General features: G+C 36.0%; 15 protein-coding genes and 2 pseudogenes. 11 read left to right on the forward strand and 6 right to left on the reverse strand.

What is annotated here, in order from left to right; all coding sequences use genetic code 11:
* Positions 1-3: 3 nt before the first annotated feature.
* The 6 genes and pseudogenes from SNR28_RS10245 to SNR28_RS10270 form a co-directional block, all read right to left on the reverse strand.
* Positions 4-567 (reverse strand): acyltransferase, encoded by a 564-nt coding sequence (locus SNR28_RS10245; protein ID WP_375752237.1) that lies wholly within the window; start codon positions 565-567, stop codon positions 4-6.
* Positions 564-1784 (reverse strand): O-antigen ligase family protein, encoded by a 1221-nt coding sequence (locus SNR28_RS10250; RefSeq protein WP_375752238.1) that lies wholly within the window; start codon positions 1782-1784, stop codon positions 564-566. The genes SNR28_RS10245 and SNR28_RS10250 overlap by 4 nt, the downstream gene beginning before the upstream one ends.
* Positions 1785-1795: 11 nt before the next feature.
* A complete protein-coding gene (locus tag SNR28_RS10255) occupies positions 1796-2905 on the reverse strand; it encodes a glycosyltransferase family 4 protein (protein WP_375752239.1) in 1110 nt (369 codons plus the stop codon).
* A 3-nt stretch (positions 2906-2908) separates the two neighbouring features.
* Positions 2909-3193: pseudogene (locus SNR28_RS10260) on the reverse strand (UDP-glucose 6-dehydrogenase); the annotation flags it as partial.
* Between the two features lie 83 nt (positions 3194-3276).
* A complete protein-coding gene (gene rfaD / locus SNR28_RS10265; RefSeq protein ID WP_375752240.1) occupies positions 3277-4218 on the reverse strand; it encodes an ADP-glyceromanno-heptose 6-epimerase in 942 nt (313 codons plus the stop codon).
* A gap of 202 nt (positions 4219-4420) precedes the next feature.
* Positions 4421-5409: pseudogene (locus tag SNR28_RS10270) on the reverse strand (IS3 family transposase).
* A 317-nt stretch (positions 5410-5726) separates the two neighbouring features.
* Here SNR28_RS10270 and SNR28_RS10275 point away from each other — a divergent pair.
* The 11 genes from SNR28_RS10275 (at position 5727) to wecB (ending at position 17743) form a co-directional block, all read left to right on the forward strand.
* Positions 5727-6860 carry an LPS O-antigen chain length determinant protein WzzB gene (locus tag SNR28_RS10275; protein ID WP_375752241.1) on the forward strand — a complete coding sequence of 378 codons (1134 nt, stop codon included), beginning with the start codon at positions 5727-5729 and terminating at the stop codon, positions 6858-6860.
* A 51-nt stretch (positions 6861-6911) separates the two neighbouring features.
* Positions 6912-8186 (forward strand): Vi polysaccharide biosynthesis UDP-N-acetylglucosamine C-6 dehydrogenase TviB, encoded by a 1275-nt coding sequence (gene tviB / locus SNR28_RS10280; protein ID WP_375752243.1) that lies wholly within the window; start codon positions 6912-6914, stop codon positions 8184-8186.
* A gap of 10 nt (positions 8187-8196) precedes the next feature.
* Positions 8197-9144 carry a Gfo/Idh/MocA family oxidoreductase gene (locus tag SNR28_RS10285; RefSeq protein ID WP_375752244.1) on the forward strand — a complete coding sequence of 316 codons (948 nt, stop codon included), beginning with the start codon at positions 8197-8199 and terminating at the stop codon, positions 9142-9144.
* A 48-nt stretch (positions 9145-9192) separates the two neighbouring features.
* The gene (locus SNR28_RS10290; RefSeq protein WP_375752245.1) at positions 9193-9783 is read left to right on the forward strand and encodes an acyltransferase; all 591 of its coding nucleotides are present in this window, start codon (positions 9193-9195) and stop codon (positions 9781-9783) included.
* An 11-nt stretch (positions 9784-9794) separates the two neighbouring features.
* Positions 9795-10898, forward strand: coding sequence for a DegT/DnrJ/EryC1/StrS family aminotransferase (locus tag SNR28_RS10295; RefSeq protein WP_375752247.1), 1104 nt, complete (start codon positions 9795-9797; stop codon positions 10896-10898).
* Position 10899: 1 nt separating this feature from the next.
* On the forward strand, positions 10900-12126 hold the full coding sequence (locus SNR28_RS10300; RefSeq protein ID WP_375752248.1) for a lipopolysaccharide biosynthesis protein: 1227 nt from the start codon (positions 10900-10902) through the stop codon (positions 12124-12126).
* Positions 12127-12213: 87 nt separating this feature from the next.
* Entirely contained in the window at positions 12214-13407 is a 1194-nt protein-coding gene (locus SNR28_RS10305; RefSeq protein WP_375752249.1) for an O-antigen polymerase, read from the forward strand.
* A gap of 8 nt (positions 13408-13415) precedes the next feature.
* Positions 13416-14549, forward strand: coding sequence for a glycosyltransferase (locus SNR28_RS10310; RefSeq protein WP_375752250.1), 1134 nt, complete (start codon positions 13416-13418; stop codon positions 14547-14549).
* A gap of 3 nt (positions 14550-14552) precedes the next feature.
* Positions 14553-15812 carry a hypothetical protein gene (locus tag SNR28_RS10315; RefSeq protein WP_375752251.1) on the forward strand — a complete coding sequence of 420 codons (1260 nt, stop codon included), beginning with the start codon at positions 14553-14555 and terminating at the stop codon, positions 15810-15812.
* The gene (locus SNR28_RS10320; RefSeq protein WP_375752252.1) at positions 15813-16673 is read left to right on the forward strand and encodes an AAC(3) family N-acetyltransferase; all 861 of its coding nucleotides are present in this window, start codon (positions 15813-15815) and stop codon (positions 16671-16673) included. It begins immediately after the preceding gene.
* Positions 16670-17743, forward strand: a complete 1074-nt coding sequence (gene wecB / locus SNR28_RS10325) for a non-hydrolyzing UDP-N-acetylglucosamine 2-epimerase (RefSeq protein WP_375752253.1) — start codon at positions 16670-16672, stop codon at positions 17741-17743. The genes SNR28_RS10320 and wecB overlap by 4 nt, the downstream gene beginning before the upstream one ends.
* The last annotated feature ends 10 nt before the right edge of the window (positions 17744-17753 follow it).

Raw genomic sequence — 17753 nt, forward strand, 5'->3', positions numbered from 1 at the left:
CAGCTAATATGTTAGCTCTTCACGCCATTCAATACCACTAGCAACTACTTTCGCAGGGTTACCAACAGCAATTTGTTGGGAAGATATGCTTTTAGTCAAAGTTGAATTGATGCCAACTACGCTGCCTGCACCAACAGCAACTCCTTTTAAAATTGTAACGTTGTCGGCCAGCCAAACTTTGTCACCAATGGAAATTGACTTTGCAGGGTTAATCCGTTTTCCTTCTTTCAATATGTCGTGGCCATCGCTAGTCATCACCTTTACATTCCGAGACAACATGCAACCTTTACCCAGTGTTAACGTAGTTCCCTTCTCCCTTACAGACAGGTAACAGCTTTCTCCGATAACACAATTATCTTCAATTATGAGCTGACAGCTATCACCATCAACCTCTATGGAGACATTTCGTAGCTTTACATTCTTTCCAACTCTTAAAGAGTTGTTATTTCCCAAAATGCTAACCTTGCAGTCACGCAATTTGGCTGTTGAATCAATATTAACCGAATGGGAACCCTTAAGCCTCAATTTATTTCGCAAAGATAGTACTAGTTTTTGTAAGGTATTCATGGGCTGCTATCCTTTTTATCAGCCAACTCTTGCTGGGTAAATGCAAGAAACACTGCGAGCATAAATCCATAAAATGTACTGATTAAGTTTTGTTGTAAAGCAGCTTCAGTTAAGCAATATATACAAAAGCCAGCGACAAAAACGGCTCCTATGTAAGCGTAATCAGATTGCCTTGAGTGGCGCAAAAAATAACCGAGCGGAACAAAAAGCATTAGAATAAATGCCGCTATACCCAATAAACCACCACTTGCCATCATCTCGAAGTATTGGCTGTGAGCGTGGCCTCGATTTACGGTTGTTGTCCATCTATTAATAATTTCCATCTCATACATTTTTTGAATTTGCTGCTCTCTTTCTGCATAAGTTGAACCAATTGAAGGCCTGTTCTTAATAGCCTCGATTGACGCAATCCAAAGTTGAATTCTAGCTCCTGTGGAAGTAGATTTATTTATATCACCACTAAGAATCTCAGATAGCTCGTGACTTGTGTAGTCCAAGCGATTTTTGACAGCAGGGGCATACTCATATAAGGCAATACTTATTGTAATCAATACTATGATAGCAACTAATAATTTTTTAGGTTTGAACTTGTATGTTCTTAGTAGTGTGGCTAAGGCTATTAGTATAGGGATTGCAAAAATTGCACCACGTGTAAGTGTCATCAGTGTGGTGGCACATCCAAGCACAAAGCAGGAATACAATAGAGCTTTATATTTAGAACGTTTTGCAAGGCAAAACGCTATAAACGACAAGGCACAGTTCAAATAACCAAAATTAATACTATATAGGAAACCATCTACTCTGGGGCGACCCTCTACATAGTACTGGAATACTGCTAATAGAAAGGCACCAAATAAGCCTAAAATTGTCCCCCACTCTACAAGGGGACGCATTCTTTTAGTGTCTAAGTGAATATTACGTAGAGCTAAATATACTAGTGCTAAGGGGAGTATTCTTGATCCTCCTCTAAAGTATCTAAAGTTATCACCATCAATAATAGTGATAGGGATAACAGAAATAAAATAGGCGCAAAAACATATAGTAAACAACCAATCAAGTTGAGATAACTTGATATTTCCCCTATCAGTAAATAACAAATATAGCGAGATAATGAGCGCAAGAGCTATAGCTGCAACAGAACCGTTTTTGGTTGTTAATAGTAGCAAAGGAGTTAAGAAAAGGGTTGAGCCCCAAAGGCGCTCCATTGTTAATGTCATATCTGTGATGCTTATGTAAGATAACTTTCTAGTGAATTTATATGTTTTTCCATCGAAAAGTGCTTTTTGGCTCTGAGGTAGGCTTTTTTTGCATTTTCGTGTCTAAGTGATGCATTATTTAAATATGTTTCTAGCTTTTTAGCAATCGCCTTTGGGTCGTTAGGTGAGCACAGTAGGGATACACCATCTAAAATCTCAGGAAGCGCCCCAGTGTTAGCTCCTACGATAGCCTTTTTTGCTGCCATAGCTTCAATAGCAGTCAGACCAAAAGCTTCATTGTGGTATGGAAGGCTCACAACATCCATAATCGAGTACATAGCCTGTGTGTCTTTCTGAAATCCGGCTAGATGAATTCTATCCGAGAACAATGATGATGAGACTTTTGATTTTACCAGTTCAACATAAGAATTATCAGAGCCTTCAGCAATATCTAAACCTCCAACTACCAATAAATGAGTGCTAGGAAAAGATTTAGCAACTAATTCGAATGCTTTAATCAATTCTAGCTGCCCTTTACCACTGCAGATTCTACCTACTGTACCTACTACTAACGAACTCTCTGGAATACCTAACTTAGTTTTGGTTTGTATTAGTTGGCTATTTGATTTTATAGGTGCTTCAGGTATGTCAGTGCCAAGCCATAACCGAGCAATTTTCTTATTACTTACAGGTAACGCATTAAGGTTTCTTTTGAGTGTTTCATTACTTATAGAGAGCACTTGTTCAATATGGGAGTAAACTAATTTGTGGTAAATGTCTTTTTTAGGCCTTGTTACTCCCATGTGTTCCGTGAAGAGCGTTTGACGTTTTTTAAGTAAACTCAATAACGCAGATACAAGTATGTCACCAGACTTGTGACAATGTACTACGTCTATGTTATTTTTTTTTAGCCATTGATTTAGTTTTATTATCTGAAACGCAATAAGGTTTTTTTTGCTTTTGACCTGAAAGGTTTCTATGCCTACTTTTTCCATACCTTCAGCGACTTGCGTACCTGAAACACACAAACCATAAACTTTATAGCCTCTTTGGATAAACTCTTTACCCACTCTAATAGGGTACATCTCTAACCCGCCCCACCCAGTGGAAAGGCAGATATGTAATATAGCTTTCTTTGTCATAAGTTAGTCAGACCCCAAAAGGTCTCTTGTGTACACTTTGTCTGCGACATCTTCTAGGATATCTGTCATTCGATTAGAGACTATTATGTCAGACATTGGCTTGAAATCATCCAAGTTTCTGCCAACTTCCGAATGAAAAAAGTATTTATTCTGTAATGCAGGTTCAAAAACTATAACTTTAACCCTTTTGGCCTTGAGTCATTTCACAATATTTTGAACTGAAGAGGCTCTGAAGTTATCAAAATCAGACATCATGATTAGTTGGAAAATACCAACGCTTATAGGGCTTCAAGCGTAGATAATAAAGAATAGCCCTGCAGTGGTTGCAAGACTATGAATACATTCGAATTCTGCTGTGCTTCCCAGATATATTACTTGTTGATACTCTGCATATATTCAGCAACACCTTCAGACACTGATTTGAACGTATGGTCGCATCCTGCAGAACGTAATTTAGTTAAGTCTGCTTGTGTAAACTCCTGATACGCTCCTTTTAAGTGTTTAGGGAAAGGGATAGTTTCGACTTCTCCTTTTCCGTGATGCTTTATCACAGCCTTAGCAACTTCGCTAAAAGATTCAGCGTTACCAGTACCCAGGTTGAAAATTCCAGGTTTATTATTTTCCCAGAACCATAGGTTAACCTCAGCTACATCACCTACGTAGACAAAATCACGTTTAAAGTGTTCGCTACCTTCAAACAGCTTAGGGTTTTCACCAGCGTTCATTTGGTTGTTTAGATGAAATGCTACAGAAGCCATGCTTCCTTTATGTTCTTCGCGGGGGCCATATACATTAAAGTAGCGGAAGCCAGTAATTTGAGAAAGTTCTTCACCATGTTCTTCTGCATCTCGCCAAATGCGTCGAACATAATTATCGAACTGCTGTTTGGAGTATCCATAAACGTTCAGAGCACCTTCATATTCTTTTTCTTCTATAAACGTATTTGTTTCACCATATGTGGCGGCAGAAGATGCATATAGGAATGGTATTTTACGCTCTAAACAGTAGTGGAGAAGTTCTTTTGAATATTCATAGTTGTTAAGCATCATGTACTTCCCATCCCACTCTGTTGTCGCAGAGCATGCACCTTCGTGGAATACCGCTTCAATAGGACCGAAGTCCTCTCCTGCAATAACTTGCATCAGGAAATCGTCACGATCCATATAGTCAGTGATGTCCAGATCTACTAGGTTTTTGAACTTTTTACCGTTTTTTAAATGATCAACAACTAGTATATCGGTATGTCCTTTATTATTTAGAGTTTTGACAATGTTGCTGCCGATCATACCAGCGCCACCGGTTACAATAATCATATTCAGAGTTCCTTGGTGCTAAAAAAAAAGAGTATATCAGTTTTGGGGAGTGAATGTAGAGGTTGCATTTGAAAGCATCGCGACATGGCTTACTTAGTTGTACCAACTTTCTGGCGCGGAGTATGTTTATACGAAGGAAAGGAATCCTCCAATTTTGGTTATTTTTTAGAATAGCTTAACAGCCAGTAGGGAATACGTACTATTAATTGTTTTTTCTAGCTGCTTGTTTAGCATACTCAACGGGTGGCAAGTAATTGAGTGAACTATGTGGTCGCACATTGTTATAGTACTTACACCACAACTCGACTTCGTATCTTGCAATTTCCAAGCTCCTAAAACAGTGTTGATTTAAACATTCGTTTCTGAACTTACCGTTCAGGCTTTCGACAAAGGCGTTTTGAATTGGCTTTCCAGGCTGTACAAATCCAAGCTTGACGTGGGGTTGCTTTGACCAGAAAAACATTGCGTTACTGGTGAATTCTGTGTCGTTATCGCAAATAATCGTCTCTGGTCTACTTCGTTCTTCAAGTAATTGAGATAAGAAGCGAGCGACTTGTTGGTCACTGATTGAAACTGATACTAGGTGACCAACAATGTCGTGTGAAAAATCGTCCACAACATTCAATACTCGGAAGCGACGACCACTACGCAATTGATCTGATACAAAATCCATAGACCAACTTTGGTTAGGTGTGTACTGGGCACGGTCATTGGCGAACGTGGGCGTATTCATTTCTTAAGTTTTCTGGTTTTGACTTGTAAACCTTCTTCCGAATATAATCGGTAAGTATACTTCTTGTTCACAACCAGCCCGTCGTTCTTGGGCAAGCTATGTAACATCAGGTAACCGTATCGGGGATACTTCGATGCAACCTCTCTGATGGTTGTCAATTAAATGCCGTTCTGCGGGCTTTGTGGCCGCTGGCGTTACCACTTTTTTGAGACTACGCCCTTCATAGCCTCAACTTCGAGTAGCTTCTCAGCGAGCAGTTTCTAGAGCTTGTTGTTCTCAGAGTCGAGTTCTTTTAGCCGCGTTGCTTCGTTCACTTCCAGTCCTGCGTATTTGCTTCGCCAATTGTAAAACGTGACTGATGATATCCCTATGTCACGACAAATATCATCCACTTTAGCACCAGCCTCATGCTGCTTTATCGCCTTAATGATCTGTTCTTCCGTGTACCGTTTTTTCATCTTGAGATCTCCGTTGTTTCTAGCGTACTAGAAATCTCATCAAAGCCATGGTGCTAATTTAGGGGGAAACGTCAAGTTTTGTATGGTATCTCGGAATTGTAATTTAGACTTTATTCAGGTAGAAGGGTTCTTCTAAAACTTGTACAATCCACCGACTTTGACATCCTAACCGCTAGTGTATTTGGTTACGTAATAGTTTTACAGTCAATAGGACTAAGGCAGTTTTCATTTAGTCTAATAGAAAAACCATTATATGACTCAAATAGAGCTAGCGGTAATGTCCAACAAAACATATTACTCTGGCAAAAGGGCATATTGTGAGCAAACTCGCTTTATCAAAACAAGAAGACCAACTACAGCTACATAATCATGGAGGGCATTCAGATGATGAAATAGACTTGAAAGAGATACTAATTACAATTTGGAAAGGAAAGTGGATTGTAGTATTTCTTGCAATTATTATTGGGTTATGCGCCACAGTATATAGTTTTACATTACAAGAGTGGTGGAGTGCAAAAGCTAAGGTTGTTCAACCTCAATTAAGTGACTTTGAGCAATACCGAAATCAAGTGACAAAATTCCAACCAATTTTTGACGTTTATCAGGCTGATGGAACGTTATTGGTTAGTGAGGAACTAAATGATTTAATAGACCCCGAAGTAATATATTCAACTTTTCTTCAACAGTTTAATTCTTCAAGTAATAAAATAAGCTTTTTTGATGATATGGGAGTTTTTACCAAGTATGAGAGTGAGCACGGTAAAGATTTAAGTGAAGATGAACTAAATAATTTATACTCTGTATGGCGTCAGAAAATTAATTCTACTATTACTCCAGTTAAAGAAGGAGGAGTTGCAAGTTTGTCTTTGCAGGCTGAAAAGAAAGTAGAAAGTTATTTTTTCTTGAATAAGTACATTGAAAGAGTTTCTAATAAGACTCAAAAAATTCTCTTGAAGAATCTTGAAGTCGCCATAAGTTCCAAAAAGAATGCCCTTCATCAAGAGAAAAAAGCTTTGGAGTTTAGAGCAAAGTCTACACTTAAGATAGAAGTTGAAAAAGCTAGGTATGCATTAAAGATTGCCAAATCTGCATCTCTTGACTCACCCTCTAATAATTTAGTTTTAAATGAAAAGGAGTTGTTTTCAATAAATCTTGGAGCTAAGGCATTGGCTTCAAAGATAGATGTTTTGGGTTCTATCTCTAATTTGGAAATTATTGAGCCAAGTTTAGTTAAAGTAAATGCAAAAATTGAAGCCTTAGATAAATTTAGCATAAAAGAAAATGTAGATTTTAAACCATTTGGTTTCTTAGAAGATGTTTCACAACCGACTTCAAAGGATAAGCCTAAACGTTTAGTAATAATATTTTTAGGTGTATTCTTGGGAGTCTTTTTGGGTATGCTATTCGTTATTGTACAAGCTGCTTTAACAGAAAAAAACAGAATCAACTAAATATTTAACGAGTTGATGTATTTATGTGCTTTGGAAAATTGAGAAAATAATATGATGTTAAAAAATTTAAATATAGGCATTATTGGATTGGGTTATGTAGGTTTGCCTCTCGCAGTGGAGTTCGGCAAAAAATATCCAACAGTAGGTTTTGATATTAACAAAGAACGTGTAGAGGAATTAATTTTGGGTAGTGACTCAACTTTAGAGTGTACTTCCGAAGAGCTATCTCAAGCAGAGTTTCTTAAATATACTTCAGATCTTAACAATATAAAAGACTGTAACTTTTATATTGTTACGGTACCGACTCCAATTACAGAAGAAAAAACACCAGACTTAACTCCTCTAAGAAGAGCTTCTGAATCTATCGCGAGTGTTATCTCGAAAGGAGATATAGTTGTTTTTGAATCAACAGTATACCCAGGAGCTACAGAAGAGGTTTGTATTCCGATTATAGAAAAGGTTTCTGGTCTAAAATTTAATGTGGATTTTTTTGCTGGTTATAGCCCAGAACGAATTAATCCAGGTGATAAGGAAAACAGACTGACGACAATCGTTAAAATAACGTCGGGTTCTAGCGAGTTGATAGCAGATTTTGTTGATGAAGTATACGGTTCAATAGTCAAGGCTGGTACTCATAAAGCGACAAGTATTAGAGTTGCTGAAGCTGCGAAAGTAATTGAAAATACGCAACGAGATTTGAATATTGCGATTATCAATGAGTTTGCCAAAATATTTAATAAATTAGGTATTGATACAGAAGAGGTATTAAAAGCGGCAGGAACAAAATGGAACTTCTTGCCTTTTAAACCAGGCCTAGTAGGAGGACATTGTATCAGTGTCGATCCTTACTATCTTACTCACAAGGCCCAAGAAGTAGGATATAGGCCTGAGGTGATTCTTGCTGGACGCCGTATCAATGACGGCATGGGTGAATATGTGGCAACACAGCTAGTAAAAAAGTTGTCCAACAAAAAGATACATGTTGATGAGGCTAGAGTTCTTATTATGGGTATTACATTTAAGGGGGATTGCCCAGATGTTCGTAATACTAAGATAGTTGAGATAATTAAAGAGCTAAAAGATTTTAATATGGAAGTGGATGTTTATGACAACTGGGCATCCAAGGCTGAAGTTAAAGAAGAATACGGAATTGAATTAATTGACACCCTGGAAAAAGGGAGTTATGACGGGATTGTGTTAGCTGTAGATCATAGTGAGATCAAAGAAATGGGTGTAACAGCGTTACGTGCGTTAGGTAAAAAGCAACACGTTTTATATGATGTTAAGCACATTTTGCATCACGAAGATGCAGATATCAGACTTTAGGAGGCTTTAGATGAAAAGATTTGCACTTATAGGCGCAGGGGGCTATATAGCGCCAAGACACCTCAAAGCTATAAAAGAAACTGGAAATGAGCTAGTCGCTGCAATGGACATAAATGACTCTGTTGGAATTATGGATATGCATTTTCCCAACGCAGAGTTTTTCACCGAGTTTGAAGACTTTGCAGCATATGTAGAAGACGAAGCCCTAAAAGGAAATAAACTCGACTATATTTCTATATGCACCCCTAACTATCTACATGCCCCGCAAATGAAGTTTGCACTTAAAAACGGCATTGATGTAATCTGCGAGAAACCATTAGTTCTTAAATCATCAGAAATTGATACATTAAGTCAGTATGAAGAAGAATATAACTCAAAAGTAAACTCAATACTGCAACTGAGACTCCACCCTTCCATCATTACTCTGAAAGAAAAAGTTGAAAAAGCACCTAAAGATAAAGTTTTTGATGTAGAGCTTACGTATATGACTTCGCGAGGTAAGTGGTATCTTAAATCTTGGAAAGGGTTTGATCAAAAGTCAGGTGGTGTGGCGACCAATATTGGTGTTCACTTCTTTGATATGTTGCACTTTATATTTGGGGATATAATAGAAAATGAAGTGCATTATCGTGACGACAAAACTACTGCCGGCTATTTAGTGTATGAGCGAGCAAAGGTAAAATGGTTCCTGTCAATTGATGAGAACAATTTGCCTGATAACGCTGTTGAAGGAGAGAAAAAAACCTTTAGAAGCATTGATATTGAAGGTGAGCAACTTGAGTTCTCAGGTGGTTTCACAGATCTCCATACTCAAAGTTACGAAAAAGTTCTTGCCGGGAATGGTTATGGACTTGAAGAAAATCGTACCGCAATTGAAACGGTAGAAAAGCTTAGAGAGCAGCCTATGGTTTCAAATGAACATAATTATCATCCGTTGGTTTACAAATTGCTTAGCTAACTAGGTGTTAGGCAATATGCCTAACACAAACTAAATCTGGAGTAAGAAATGTCTTATTTTAAGCATGAGACTGCAATCGTTGATGACGGGGCCCAAATTGGTGAAGATACTAGAATTTGGCATTGGGCACACGTATGTGCCGGTGCTCTTATCGGCAGCAAGGTTTCTCTTGGGCAAAATGTGTTTGTAGGCAATAGAGTTTCTATAGGAGAGCGGTGCAAAATACAGAATAACGTATCAGTTTACGATAATGTTGTTCTGGAAGAAGGGGTATTTTGTGGGCCAAGTATGGTTTTTACGAATGTATACAATCCTCGTTCCTTAATAGAGAGAAAAGATCAATACCTAGATACTTTGGTCAAAAAAGGCGCTACTTTAGGAGCTAATTGTACAGTAGTTTGTGGGGTGTCAATAGGGGAATTTGCTTTTATAGGGGCTGGGACAGTCGTTAATAAAGATGTAAAACCTTATGCACTGATGGTTGGTGTTCCTGCAAAGCAAATTGGCTGGATGAGTGCTTTCGGTGAAAAGTTAGACTTGCCTTTAACTAGTGAGGGTTCAATCTCAACTAAATGCCCTCACACTGGTGATATTTACACTCTTCAAGGTGAAAATCTTTCTTGTAACACGAATTCTTAGGAGTAATATAATTGAACTTTATAGACTTAGAGGCTCAATATAAGCAACTTAAAACAAAAATTGATTCTCGAATTAATGATGTTTTGTCTCATGGAAAATATATAATGGGGCCTGAAGTTTTTGAGCTTGAAGAGAAACTGGGTGAGTTCACTGGAGTCAAACATGTAATAACATGTGCTAATGGTACAGATGCGCTGACATTGGCAATGATGGCGCTTGATATAGGTCCAGGGGATGCAGTTTTTTGTCCTACATTTACTTTTTTTGCCTCTGCAGAGACAATAGCCTTTTCTGGTGCTACACCTGTTTTTGTTGATTCAGATGAGTTTACTTTTAATATTTGTTCTGTCGATTTGGAAAATAGAATTCTATCCATAATAGATGAGGGAAAACTGAATCCCAAGGCCATAGTGTCCGTGGATTTATTTGGTCTCCCTGCTAATTATGATGAGATTACTCAAATAGCAGATAAGTACGATTTAAAGATAATAGAAGATGCAGCTCAAGGGTTTGGTGGAGCCATAAAAGATAAAAAAGCAGGTAGCTTTGGTGATATAGCTACCACAAGTTTTTTTCCTGCTAAGCCTTTGGGTTGCTATGGTGATGGAGGGGCAATATTTACTAATAACGATGAGTATGCTGAGCTTATTCGATCATACAGAGTCCATGGCAAAGGAAGCAATAAGTATGATAATGTTAGGGTTGGGCTTAATAGTAGATTAGATACAATACAAGCGGCTATATTATTAGAGAAACTTACAGCTTTTCCGGCTGAACTTGAAAGAAGGAATGCTGTTGCTGAGTCATATTCCAGCAAATTAAATAAAGAACTGCTTATTCCAACAGTACCAAACAATTATTATAGTTCTTGGGCTCAATATACGGTGCGCTCGACTATGCGAGACATATATATTGAAAAATTTAAGTTGGAAGGGGTTCCTGTTATGGTTTACTATAACAAATGTATGCATGAGCAAACAGCTTTCCAACATCTGGGCTACAAGAAAGGAGATTTTCCAGTCGCTGAGACTTTAAGTAAGCAAGTGCTTAGTTTACCGATTAGCGGGTATATTAATGAACATGATTTGGCATTAGTTATCAAGGCTAGTTACTAGTGTGAGTAACTATTTTAAAAATATAGCACGGTTATTAACTGGAAATGTTATTGCACAACTTATAGCTTTTTTGGGCTCTATTGTTATACCGTTATATTATACTCCAGAACAAGTTGGCGAGTTAGGAATTATAGTATCAGTAATATCGATACTAAGTATTATTATTACATTGAGACTCGACACTTACTTGTTGGCGGTTAACAATAGAGTGCTAAAACCCGCTGTTAAGTATGTGATTCAAGTTATTCTTATTCAGTCTATTATTTTAAGTTGTATTCTATTATTATGTGGCGACTATATTAATAACCAGCTTAGCTATACGTTTAGTTATGGTGAGTATGTGTTTATGTTGATATGCGCTATACTTACGTCTATAACTTTCGTATATAATAGTCTTTTATGTAGGTTGGAAAAATTTAATAAGGTTGCAGCTGCAAATGTTATACGCTCTATAGTGCTTTCATTATGCCAAGTTTTATTTGGCATTTTTTCTATATTGAAGGGGCTCTGGTATCCACAATTTCTTTCTAGAATATTTCAAGTCTTTTACCTTGTTCGTAAAGAGAATGTCTTTGATGGTTTGAATACTGAAAAGTACGACAAGGGTACTTTTCTAAGAGAGTCAAAGCCATTTGTTACATTTACCTTTTTATCAAGTTTAGTCGTTACTCTCTCAACGTATATACCTGTTATTTTAATTCCTCAAAATTTATCTGTTCAAGATAGCGGTATATATTTCTTTACCATTCAAATCATAATAACACCTGTTAGTATGATTGTGCAGTCGATATCCAAAGTATTTTCGGTAGAGTTTATCAAGCACTCATCGACAAACTCAATAAGACTCTTTTATAAGACCTTTCTATCATTATTAATATTGGGTGGTTTGTATTACTTTGCGTCTATACCAATAATAAAACATTTTTCTTTTTTAGTTCCGATAGAATGGAGGAGTATTTTAGATATCGCGGATTTGGTTGTTTTGTATTCAGTGGCGATACTGGCGGTTTCTTCAGTTTCACAAGTTTTTAATTTGGTTAACGGACAGAAACTACTTTTCATATCTGAGTGTATCAAATTGGCTTTGGTTTTATTTGTGTTTTATAACATCGATTCTTCAACGGTTAACTTGCGGAATATAACAATTGATATTACTAGAGCTGCGTTCGTAGGTTATACTATCCAGTTTGTCTTAATGCTTGTATGCTTACGCCGCTACAGAGGGTAAATTTTGAATAAACTCCTATCGAAGGTTTCTACAGCATTTCTTTATATATTTCTCTATGCAATAATGTTATATGGCTACGAAATATATGTGCATGAAAATTTCTCCTATGCTGGATTTTCTTATGAATATAATATTTTTCGCTCATTTTTTAGCATTTTACTAATATCAACTATTTCTTTTTTATTGCCAGTAAAGTACAAGAAAACATCTGATTTCTTATTGAATATTCACTTTATAATGCCTGTTATCCCAATGTTTGTATTGTTTAGTGTTGGCAAAGGAAATGTTTGGTTTGTTTCATTTTTGTCTCTTTGTTTTGTTTATATCGTTTTTTTATCTAGGGTTAAAATTAGAAATGTAAAAGTAAAAAAGCTTAATGAAAACAAAATGTTGTGGTTATTGTTAACTTTCTCTATGCTTATAATTTTTGTAATAGTAGCTATGGGAGGGTATAGGTATATTAATTTTGATATTACTAAAGTATACCAGTATAGGGCCGTTGCTGCTAATAACTTGCCAAATATATTCGGCTATATAAACCCTTGGGTATCAAAAATAATCATACCTATTTGTTTAGTTATAGCTATTAGAAACAAACAATATTTTTTTGCAATAATTTCGATTCTTTTCAGTGTATCTATGTTTGCTCTAACACATCATAAGTCAATATTGATTATGCCTTTTTTTGTATTAGTGATGTACATTATTTTAAGTGTCAAAGAAAATATTAGGATACTACAAATAGGCATGCTTTCTTTAATACTATTTCCTCTTATTACGTACAACTTAAATGTTTTTGGGGAACTATCAAATTTGTTCAATTCATTTGTGTTGAGGCGAGTGTTCTTTGTACCAGCTAACTTAAACTTAGAGTATTATAATTTTTTTAGTAATAATCAATTTATGTATTGGTCTGATAGCAGAATTACATTTAACTTGTTAGATTCTCCTTACTCAATGAGTATTCCATATTTAATTGCATATAATCAGTTTGGAGAAGTTGATATGGCTGCAAATACAGGCTGGATTGGAGCAGGATATGCTAACGCAGGATACGTTGGTATGATATTGTATGCATCATTAGTCGGGTTGATTTTTTCTATTCTAAACTCATTGGATAAGAAATTAGGTAAAAAACTAGTGACGGCAGCATCATTACCTTTGGTTTTCTCTATGATTACATCAAGTGATTTGTTGACAGTTATTCTTACTCATGGGTTAGTCATCTTATTCTTAGTTCTTATAGTATTAAAGGCTAGGCGTTATGAAGTTCAATATTAGGTTAAAAAATGAAAATAAATAAAAAGTCTATTCATATTCTTATGAGTGAGTATAAAGTTGACTCTCGGGTTAGAAATGAAACAGAAACTCTAAATGAAATTATGAATGTAGAAGTTTATTGTTTGAAAGATGAATCTGGCAACTTCTTAGAAAATCGCGCAGGAATTACTCTTAAACGATTTGGAATTAGGACAAATAACAAATATATAAGCTTTATTAGTTCTTATTTAGGTATGATGGTTCACTCTTTTAGTAATAAAATAGATATTGTCCATGCTCATGATTTGAATGCATTGTTGGTTGGTTATATCATATCTAGAATTAAAAGGGCAGAACTTGTATATGATTCTCATGAGTTATGGTCCGAATCCAAGCACGGAAACTACCCAAACTGGCTATTAAAATTAGTAAAGAATATAGAGGTATACTTTGCTAAAAGGGCAGATCATATAATAACTGTATCAGATTCTATCAAAAAACACTTGGTCAAGTTGTTTTCTAATGAAAAAGTAACAGTGTTACGAAATGTTCCCTCTTATACTCACGAAGGATCATTTGATTTATTTAGAGAGATGCTCGATATCGAGAAAGGAGCACCTATATTTTTATATCAAGGTTTAATATCTGAAAGTAGGGGGGTTTTTCTTATTTTAGATGCTTTAGACTTAATTCCTAAAGATAGTAAATTTCAGTTTATTTACTTAGGAGATGGTCCGGATCAAGAAAATTTGAAGAAAAAAATTGTTCAAAAAAAATTAAGCCACTATGTTCATGTGTTAGATGCAGTTTCACAAGATGATTTACTTAAATATACGAGTAGTGCGGATATAGGAGTACATGCCTTAGATAATTCATGCCTTAATCATGATTATTGTTTGCCTAATAAAATTTTTGAGTATGTAAATGCTGGAATTGGAGTTATTTGCCCGAATTTAACAGAACTAAAACGTTTTATAACCAAAGAAGACGTTGGTAGTTTATATGAAACCGGGAATGCAAAAGCTTTGTCTCAGCAGATAACGTACTGCATTGAGTACCCTGATCGAATTATTGAATATAAACGAGCTAGTGCCAAGTCAAGAAAATCTTTGAATTGGGATGTAGAGAAGCAGAATCTAATAAAGGTTTATGAAGGACTTTGAGTTTTGATTAAATTTGATTTTTTAAATATAGACTTAACTCCGTCAGATGATAAGTATGATCTAGCAGGATTCGGCAAAAGGGACTTGTCAGAAGTTCAGTTTGGTGTTAGAGAAGTTAGAATGAGGTTGGTTTGGTTTAAAACTCATAGCTCAGACGATTTGATTGTTGTTAGCCTCGATACATTATATTTTCCAACTTGGTTAGCTGATGAGATTTATCGTTATTTTGAAGAAGCTTATGGTATTGATTCTAGGTTTATTATTTGTAATGCCACTCATACTCACTCTTCTCCTAATTTAACTATTGAGTTGTTTGGTAATGTAGACACTGTGTTTAAAAATCATATTTTAAATACTATAAAAGATAAGATGCCAAAATTGGGTTCTAACTTTATCAAATCTAGACTTATATATTCGTCTTGTGATCTGGGAAAAGACTTACTTATAGGTCGGAGAAAGTGCGTTCCAGATTACTTTAATTTTACATTCAAAAAAAAAGCTTTGTTTCTCCCAAACGAACATCAAGTCATAGATAATGGTTTGAGGGTGTTATCCGTAACTGATGAATCGGGGAGAGTTGTTTCAACGATTTTTAATTTATCTTGCCACCCTGTTTTTGCCTCGAACACGAAAATATCTTCAGATTTTCCGGGGGTTGTATCTAAAAATTTGGAAAGATCAGGGGCTGTTTTTTCACTTTTTCTTCAAGGCTTTTGTGGAGATGTTAGACCTAAGGTTGTAACGAAGGGATTCTTTAAAGGAACTCTTAGGCAACGTGTTAAGTCTTTTCTCTATGGCGATGTGTTTGGGGTGCCAACTACTAACGATCTAGAATGCTTTTCAGAAAGAGTAGCTGATAAAGTTCAAGAGGTTGCAAAGAGTGGGGTTGAACTAACCTCAGAATTTAAAGCCAAGGTATTCGAGTTAACTTTAGTTAGCGACACCGGCGCGTATAAGAAACTCATTAAAATTAAATTAGTAAGACTTGATTCCGTTATATTAATTTCTATTCCAGCTGAAGTTCTTTCACCATACCTGTTGATACTAAAAGAAAAATTTCCCGAGTTTGAGTTTTTACCATTAGGTTTTGCTGATGATATGATAGGCTACTTGCCATCTCCTAGGCAGTATCTCGAGGGGGGGTATGAGGTTACTTCCTCTATCAACTATGGCTGGGACTCTCCTATTAGCGAATCCAGCCTTAGAGCTTTAGTAGATAGTTTATGCGAAAATGTCAGTGATTTACTTAGGGAGGCTAAATAGATGTATAGTAAAGAGGATTTGGTTAGACATCTAAAAAACTTGGGTGTTGAGAAAGGAGACACCGTACTTGTTAGAGCTTCGTTAAGTAACATCGGAAGAATCGAGCGACCTTCAAAAAAAGTGATTATTGATGCATTACTTGAGTCTGTTGGTTGTGAAGGAACTATTGTTGGCCTTGCATTTACTGAGACTTTCGTTCGAAAATCGAATGATTCTCAAAATATAATATTTACAAAAGATACCAAGCCTAACACAGGGGCTTTAGCTAATCTAATGTTGAAACATCCTCAATGTAAACGCAGCAAACATCCCACTAACTCATTTGTCGCAATTGGTAAAAATGCAGAATTTGTAGTTAATGGGCATGATGAGTCTTCTCTGTCATATACGCCTATTTCGAAGCTAATGGAGTTAGATGGAAAAATGCTCCTTATTGGATGCGTAAAAGACAGTCCAGGTTTTACTACTGTACACTATGCACAACAGGTTCTTGGCTTAACTAAGCTAAATTTGATGAGTGGTCTTTTTAAATCTTATTACTTGAAAGAAGGCAAGAAAATACTATTTAAGAGACCTGATGTGGGTGGATGTAGTGGGGGATTTGGGAAGTTTTATGCTGACTACATTAAAGAGGGTATTTTAAAAGTAGGAAGTATTGGAGATGCTAACTCAATATTGATAAATGCTAATGATGCATATGATGTCGATTTTAAAAAAATTTCTGAGAACAAGAAAGCGTTTATGTGTGATGACCCTTTATGTATAACTTGTAGAGCTACATGGCTTTTTAACATACAAGAGCTTCCTTTTTACATAGTGCGTAAAGCGGTTGATGTTTTTGTTAATAAGGTTAAAAGATGAAGATAGTAACTATTATTGGAGCAAGGCCCCAATTTATTAAGGCAGCAGTAGTTAGTAAAGAAATAAAAAATAATAAAAAAATCAATGAAGTGATTGTACACACAGGGCAGCATTTTGATAGTAACATGAGTGACATTTTTTTTGAGCAGATGGGAATACCAAAGCCCAATTATCAGCTTGAGATTTCAGGACTAACTCATGGTGCTATGACGGGACGTATGTTAGAAGAAATCGAAAAGATATTGTTAAAAGAGCAGCCAGATTATGTGATGGTATATGGCGATACTAATTCAACTTTAGCAGGAGCGTTAGCTGCTTCTAAACTCAATATCAAAGTTGCTCATGTAGAAGCTGGATTAAGAAGTTTTAATATGAGTATGCCGGAAGAGCAAAATAGAATCTTAACAGACCGCATTAGTTCAGTATTGTTTTGTCCAACAAAATCATCGTTAATTAACCTTGACTCTGAAGGGTATGAATCACTAAATATTGATATCCTAAAAGTTGGTGATGTAATGCAGGATTCAGTACTATTTTATAAGAACTATTCCAAGTCACCAGATGATATTGATGTAGATAAATTTGACAATGGCTTTATCTTATCAACAGTTCATCGGGCTGAAAATACAGACGATCCTGATAGATTAAGATTTATAGTGAGTGCACTAAATAAAGTACATGAATCAACACCTGTTGTCCTTCCTTTACATCCTAGAACGAGAAATAAAATTGCAGCTTTAGGACTTGATTTGGAAGTCCATGTGATAGAGCCGGTTGGATATCTTGAAATGTTGTACTTGTTGGATAACTGTTCAATGGTAATGTGTGATAGTGGTGGTCTACAAAAAGAGGCTTACTTCTTTGGAAAACCATGCATCACAATGAGAGATGAGACTGAATGGGTGGAATTAGTTGAAGTAAATGCAAATGTTATCGTTGGAGCAAGCTTTGAGAAGATAACTTCTGCTTACGAAAAGATGAAAAATGTCGAAGTGACAGATGATGAACATCTATATGGAGGCGGAAACGCGTCAAAGGCAATAGTTGATTACTTTTGTAATCAAAGGTAATGCAACTGAG

Origin of the sequence: Vibrio iocasae, assembly GCF_042245395.1 — a bacterium.
Taxonomy (GTDB): domain Bacteria; phylum Pseudomonadota; class Gammaproteobacteria; order Enterobacterales; family Vibrionaceae; genus Vibrio; species Vibrio iocasae.

Excerpts from the sequence above, each read along its gene's own strand:
- SNR28_RS10245 (WP_375752237.1), bottom strand. The coding sequence starts at position 567 with ATGAATACCTTACAAAAACTAGTACTATCTTTGCGAAATAAATTGAGG.
- SNR28_RS10250 (WP_375752238.1), bottom strand. The coding sequence starts at position 1,784 with ATGACATTAACAATGGAGCGCCTTTGGGGCTCAACCCTTTTCTTAACT.
- SNR28_RS10255 (WP_375752239.1), bottom strand. The coding sequence starts at position 2,905 with ATGACAAAGAAAGCTATATTACATATCTGCCTTTCCACTGGGTGGGGC.
- rfaD (WP_375752240.1), bottom strand. The coding sequence starts at position 4,218 with ATGATTATTGTAACCGGTGGCGCTGGTATGATCGGCAGCAACATTGTC.
- tviB (WP_375752243.1), top strand. The coding sequence starts at position 6,912 with ATGATGTTAAAAAATTTAAATATAGGCATTATTGGATTGGGTTATGTA.
- SNR28_RS10285 (WP_375752244.1), top strand. The coding sequence starts at position 8,197 with ATGAAAAGATTTGCACTTATAGGCGCAGGGGGCTATATAGCGCCAAGA.
- SNR28_RS10290 (WP_375752245.1), top strand. The coding sequence starts at position 9,193 with ATGTCTTATTTTAAGCATGAGACTGCAATCGTTGATGACGGGGCCCAA.
- SNR28_RS10310 (WP_375752250.1), top strand. The coding sequence starts at position 13,416 with ATGAAAATAAATAAAAAGTCTATTCATATTCTTATGAGTGAGTATAAA.
- SNR28_RS10320 (WP_375752252.1), top strand. The coding sequence starts at position 15,813 with ATGTATAGTAAAGAGGATTTGGTTAGACATCTAAAAAACTTGGGTGTT.
- wecB (WP_375752253.1), top strand. The coding sequence starts at position 16,670 with ATGAAGATAGTAACTATTATTGGAGCAAGGCCCCAATTTATTAAGGCA.